The 2,400-nt window shown below is 47.1% G+C and carries 3 protein-coding genes; all 3 read left to right on the forward strand.

The features are described from left to right. Window positions 1-206, forward strand: a 206-nt coding sequence (locus KB557_RS10710) for a hypothetical protein (RefSeq protein ID WP_255134063.1), incomplete at its 5' end; no start/stop codon positions are given. A gap of 445 nt (window positions 207-651) precedes the next feature. Next, the gene (locus KB557_RS10715) at window positions 652-1,383 is read left to right on the forward strand and encodes a tRNA-dependent cyclodipeptide synthase (RefSeq protein ID WP_255134065.1); all 732 of its coding nucleotides are present in this window, start codon (window positions 652-654) and stop codon (window positions 1,381-1,383) included. Window positions 1,384-1,705: 322 nt separating this feature from the next. After that, window positions 1,706-1,894, forward strand: coding sequence for a hypothetical protein (locus tag KB557_RS10720; RefSeq protein ID WP_255134067.1), 189 nt, complete (start codon window positions 1,706-1,708; stop codon window positions 1,892-1,894). The last annotated feature ends 506 nt before the right edge of the window (window positions 1,895-2,400 follow it).

Below are 2,400 nucleotides of genomic sequence, written 5' to 3' on the forward strand. Positions count from 1 at the left end.
CCTGCCAGCCTTGGTGTGAGCCTGCCCAGCTCTACATTGATCCCACTGAGCCCCAGCTGCTTGTGCCCCTGGCCATTGCAGCAAATCAAATCAGCGCTGCTTTGCAGGCAACAGACTGGCCAGCTGCTGTGCAGCTTTGGCCGCCCCTTCTGCAACAACAGCATTTTTATTCCTCACTGCTGAAGCAGTTGGTTTCCCTGCCATGACTACTGCACCACCCTTTGGCATTGTTTATTTGGTGGGTGCAGGCCCAGGTGATCCAATTTGGCGGGCTAATCCTTTTACGTACATCAGTTTGAACAGCACTTCAAGATGAACAGCCCAGCTGTAAGCAGTAATTAAACTGATAAATTATGGCCCCTTGAATTGAATTAATAGGTTGACTAATCTCCTGGTAGGACGAATTTTGCTGGGGACAATGATGTGGACTTGCCCCGAAATATTCTCATTAGCCTAATAAGCATCTCGTTTCTACCGCTAAACTGAGTTGGGCATCACTGCAAAGTCATTACACCACTCGGCGAGCACATACACCTAATCATGGCATCGTTTTTCAAAGCGGAGTTGATCTGCCCCCAATGCAAAAGCCGGATTTCAAAGAACATCGCGTTTTACGCATTAATTGTGTGCCAAACGTGCCCCGGCTGCAGCATGGTCATCAGAGCGCGCCCAGGGGAAGGATGTGTCTTCTTCTCGTACGGCAACGCCAAGTATCGCCACAACAAAACCAATTTGGCTCAATGTTTACCAGCTCGCGGGGAACGTTTCCATGTTGTTATTGGAGCTAGTCCATTTAATAAGTATTACAGCGAGAACCGAATCGCCGAGTTGCTGTTATGGGCTAACAATCACTTTGATTTTGCCCGTGTGTTTGTTCCAGACACCCCAACTGTGTGGACATTAGAGGCGGGTGGCTACTCCCTTGATGAGGCCTTACATAAGACCAGGCGACAAATGCGGTACCTAAATAACAAGATTGATCGCGCTCGAGAGGCAGCTGATAATGCAATCAACCGAGTAGATCTCCTGCCATGGTCTCTACTGGCAAAGTATGGAAACTATGCCAATTTAGAAAAACGCTCCCGTACCGCATTTGCTACCGACAGTGAGTTTCAAAGGGAGTGCCTTGCGGCAACTGATGAGGTTCTTGAGAACAGGCGGCGAGAAGGATATCAGTTGAGCGATCTAGATCGCCTACATGCCGTTGACTATTTGATGGCGGAGCTGCCACTGATCCTCTTTGGGCCTGAGCTATTTGGAGTGCAAAGTTTGACATTCATCTACCACCGATCGCTCCAACTGCTTGAAAAGCTTTTTGCGGGAGAGTTTTCGATAAAGCCAATGCACGGGCAACATTTTATAATCGCCCACGAACTTACCTAAAGCGTAAGTTCACTGAAGCCTACCTTTAGCGGCGGAGTGCAATCAGCTATGCAGCTTGAGTAAGCAAATAATCAATAGCAAATCAGGTTGTTACCAGCAACACGTCTATATGCTTTAGTTTTGGGACTTGTCAATTGCTCCTGCGTGAAACATCAGCTCCCTTTTGACAAGTAATATCTTCAACCGCAATAGCGGCGTTGGTTGGTTTAGCTCCGGCAGTTATTGCTTAAAAAGCCGTTGATGCAGGTAAATGGTGGCAAATGGGCCTTTGAGGGCAACAGCTAGCCCCGCCAAAAAGAGGATTTAAAGCCCTAGCTGCCCATTGATAGAAACAACCGCTTTTCAATCAGTTTTAGGGCATCTCATCTATCTCGTTTCCATCTCAGGAGCTCAATTTCAACCAATTTTAGTTTTTGAAATTTTTGGCTCTCAGGGAGCTCTCAGAGCAAAACATCTCACCAAACATCTCACATGCGGCTTTTTTATTTTTAAATCGATTGCGCTGCAATGAGACTGGGCGAGAAATTGTTGAGCCTTACAAGCTGATGATGCGGGTTCGATTCCCGCCGCCCGCTTGCTTTTCTAGGTAAGGATTTTCGGCTGAAAAGCCCTGCTGCAACTGGCTTTAGCGCTAACAGCTTGTTCCAGCTCCTGCCTGCTTATTCCAAGCTATGCTTATATTTATTAACTTATCCACTCATATCCATCTTTATTCTTATGCGTATTTCGAAGAAAAGGGCATGGAATTTCTAATTTTGCTTAAGGGACTGGTGCTCGTGCGGTAGATGCGTATTGAATAAATTTTTTACCCAATAAAGGAATTTTAGTTCGATTCTATTCATGATCTGATTATGCGGTATGTAGTTGTTTGGCCGGCTTAGCCAGGTCTTCCGGGGCTGTTTCCAATAATCCTGCGCTCAGCACCTGGGGCATCCAGAATTGGCCATCTGTCTTTTCCAGCAGGGCCAGGGCTACACCGGCCTTGCCTGTAAGCAAGCCCGGGAGGTTTAGTGAACC

The sequence above is a fragment of the Synechococcus sp. Cruz CV12-2-Slac-r genome (assembly GCF_024346075.1).
In the GTDB taxonomy this organism is placed as follows: domain Bacteria; phylum Cyanobacteriota; class Cyanobacteriia; order PCC-6307; family Cyanobiaceae; genus Synechococcus_D.

Bases quoted from the DNA above. Each gene is read 5' to 3' on its own strand.
- KB557_RS10715 (WP_255134065.1), top strand. From the start codon at position 652: ATGGTCATCAGAGCGCGCCCAGGGGAAGGATGTGTCTTCTTCTCGTAC.